The sequence below is a fragment of the Pinirhizobacter sp. genome (assembly GCF_035317885.1).
Classification (GTDB): Bacteria; Pseudomonadota; Gammaproteobacteria; order Xanthomonadales; family Rhodanobacteraceae; genus Pinirhizobacter.
Map to the genome: position 1 here is coordinate 1 of NZ_DATHFX010000071.1, position 2,754 is coordinate 2,754.

General features: G+C 62.6%; 3 protein-coding genes, 1 other RNA gene and 1 pseudogene. 2 read left to right on the forward strand and 3 right to left on the reverse strand.

Annotated features, from left to right (window positions below; all coding sequences use genetic code 11):
• Window positions 1-280, forward strand: a 280-nt coding sequence (locus VK519_RS02220; protein ID WP_324347248.1) for a hypothetical protein, incomplete at its 5' end; no start/stop codon positions are given.
• 273 nt (window positions 281-553) lie between these two features.
• Here the strand turns inward: VK519_RS02220 and ssrA are convergent.
• From ssrA to smpB, 3 genes are all read right to left on the reverse strand, one after another.
• Window positions 554-941: a transfer-messenger RNA gene (gene ssrA / locus VK519_RS02225) on the reverse strand.
• Window positions 942-1,017: 76 nt separating this feature from the next.
• On the reverse strand, window positions 1,018-1,941 hold the full coding sequence (locus VK519_RS02230; protein ID WP_324347250.1) for a hypothetical protein: 924 nt from the start codon (window positions 1,939-1,941) through the stop codon (window positions 1,018-1,020).
• A gap of 156 nt (window positions 1,942-2,097) precedes the next feature.
• Window positions 2,098-2,589: an SsrA-binding protein SmpB gene (smpB, locus tag VK519_RS02235; protein WP_324347252.1), complete on the reverse strand. Its 492-nt coding sequence runs from the start codon at window positions 2,587-2,589 to the stop codon at window positions 2,098-2,100.
• Between the two features lie 70 nt (window positions 2,590-2,659).
• On the opposite strand from smpB, the pseudogene VK519_RS02240 reads away from it, so the two are divergent.
• Window positions 2,660-2,754 (forward strand): annotated as a pseudogene (locus VK519_RS02240) (type II toxin-antitoxin system RatA family toxin); the annotation flags it as partial.

Genomic DNA, 2,754 nt, shown 5'->3' on the forward strand with positions numbered 1-2,754 from the left:
GGCTGTCAACCTTAATGGTGAGGTCGCCAACCTTGCCCGCGAGGTCGTCGACCTTGGTGTCGAGATGTTTGAATTTACCCTCGAGGTGACTCACCCTGTCGCCAAGTTGATCGACCTTGGCATCAAGAAGATCGACCTTGGTTTCCAGTTTCGTCTGGCGTTCTTCGAGGCGTTTCTGGCCTTCCTCGAGCCTTGCCACGGAACGATCCAGACGACCCATGGTGCGGTGCACGTCTACAAGGATCGACATCGCCAGATCGCCGTCGAATGCGGCGACTGAGGACGTCCTTCGATCGGTGTAGGTTGCCATCCTCAACGGCGAATGACGCCGATGGTCTGATGGCTGTTTCTTCCTTGCCAAATCCATGACTCCTTGCTTCGGGCAGGCCCGGCAGCACGCCTTATGGCGCATTCCTTTGTAGCCGCGGCAGCAAGGCAATCTTAAGTCTCCGGGGACAGGAATACTTGTCAGTTCCGGGCGTGGTTGATGTAGGCGGAAGACACGACGCAAAGAAAAAACCCCTTGCGAAAAACAAGGGGTTTTGACCAAACGTGGTGGAGGTGGCGGGAGTCGAACCCGCGTCCGAAGGCGTTTAACCCCCAGTTCTACATGCTTAGCTCACCGTTGGATCTCGTTACCTGACAGCACGGCGTGCTAAGCGCACCAGGTAACCAGCCCGTTGGATTTAATCCGCAGCCGCCGGGCCGGCAACGTTGGACTGTCTCATGATAATGACCCTACACCGGCGAGCATGAGCACAAGACCGGTTCGGGGAAGGGCCTTTATGGGGCCACAGAATTAGGCGGCGAGAGCCACCTGATTCACTTCGTAATTGCTATCGTTGGCAATTATGGGTTTTGCGACTGGTTTAACGAGGAAAGTCACCCCCTCGGCATGCACCAGGCGATCGCACTACCCCCGTCGAAGCCAGGACACCCCCGGGGAAGCTTTGAAAGCCGTCCGCAGTATATAGCGCCGCGGCGTGTTTACCCAAGCGCCGCCGCGGCCCTGTTCAGTTAGTCGCAGAAGTCGCCGGTGTGGCCCTTGGAGATCACCAGCGGCGGGGCGAAGAGGTAGGCCACGCATTTCCCCGCGTCCGCCTGCTTCTGGGCCTCGAAGGCCACCTTGGTCACCCGGCTGCGGCAGAAGCCCGCGGCGATCGGGCCGACAGCAGGAATGTTTCCAAGAATGTCGCAAAACGCGGCGGCGCCCTCCAGGGTGCTGGCCACGGCCGTTTCCAGTTTTCCGAGGTACACGTAAGGAAGCGGTTCGAAGACCACGCGGGGATCGGCGACGACGGGGTAGTTCGTGGTGCTGGCCCGATGATCAATCTGTTGGACGATGGCGCCGTCGTCGAGGACGTAGCGCGTGGCAACGGCGTTGCCCGTGGCGTCGCGGGCCCACGGCGCATTGAGCTGGCCCAAGGTGACGACGGGCCGCCAGTCGTGGCCCGCAGCACGGCCGCCGGTCTCGTGGCGGCCGATGATGACGCCGCCATCGTCACCGAGCGAGGCGATCACATCCCCGCCCAGCCTGTAAGTGATTTCGGTACTCGCCGCGGCATTGCGCGTCACCGTGGCCACCTGGACGCCATCGGTGAGCGTGGTGGTGGTGAGGTTCACGCCAGGATCGGTCGTAGCAAACACCCTTGTGCCGTCACGGGCGATTTGGCCGCGAGCAGCACCGACAGGCAGGTCCAGCCACCAGCTCGAACCGTCGGCCGTGGGCGGCATGCGTAGCGTGCCGAATGCATCGGGAGCGGCGCTGGCCGCGCCATGCGTGGCCGAGGCCGGTACATCGGTGGCGGGCGACGACTTGCGAACAAGTTCCGCCGTGGCCTGGGCCTGCTCGAGCGGGTTGTCCATCGGAGCGGCGTGCGCCGCCATACCGGTGAACCCGACAACGAGGGCGGCCAGGGAAGGGAAGGTGCGAGGTGTCATGGCGATTCCTTCAGTGGATGAACCACCCGCAGCGCTGGCCAGGGTGGTGCATCCACGTTAGGCATCGCGACGGCCGGCGTAAGTCGGCCTCAAGCCGCGGTGTGCGTCAGTTCGCGAAGCTGACGTCAGCGCTGTACGAGTACGCGCTGTCGGCGATCATCCCATGCGGTTGTGCGCACGCATCACGCGCTGCTTGTCCACCTTCCACTCGCGCTCCTTCTCCGAGGCGCGCTTGTCGTGTTCCTGCTTGCCCCGGGCCACGCCGATCTCCACCTTCACCTTGTTGCCCTTCCAGTACATGGCGGTGGGCACCAGGGTGTAACCCTTGCGCTCGACGAACCCCATCAGCATATCGATCTCGGCGCGGTGCAACAGCAGCTTGCGCGTGCGGCGGTCCTCGGCGATGACGTGGCTGGAGGCCTGGATCAGTGGCGGGATGGAGGTTCCGACCAGGAACAGTTCGCGGCCCAATACCACCGCGTAGCTGTCGGTGAAGTTGATGCGGCCGGCGCGCAGCGCCTTCAGTTCCCAGCCCTGCAGGGCGATGCCTGCCTCGTGGCGGGAGTCGATGTGGTATTCGTGACGGGCGCGCTTGTTCAGGGCGATCGTGCCCCCAGCTGCCTTGTCCTTGTCTTTTTGCTTGGCCATCTTCGCTAAAATCGGTGTTCTTTCATGGTGGGGCAGGCCTTGGGCCGCTCCCAAAAGGATGCGTGGTTCCGTGACCGAAATCCGCCGCAGCGCGCTGGTGCCTTATACGCCAGCGCAGATGTTCGACCTGGTAAACGATGTCGAAGCATACCCAAAGCGCTTCGG

Coding starts and splice junctions, on each gene's coding strand:
- VK519_RS02230 (WP_324347250.1), bottom strand. CDS start 1,941: ATGACACCTCGCACCTTCCCTTCCCTGGCCGCCCTCGTTGTCGGGTTC.
- smpB (WP_324347252.1), bottom strand. CDS start 2,589: ATGGCCAAGCAAAAAGACAAGGACAAGGCAGCTGGGGGCACGATCGCC.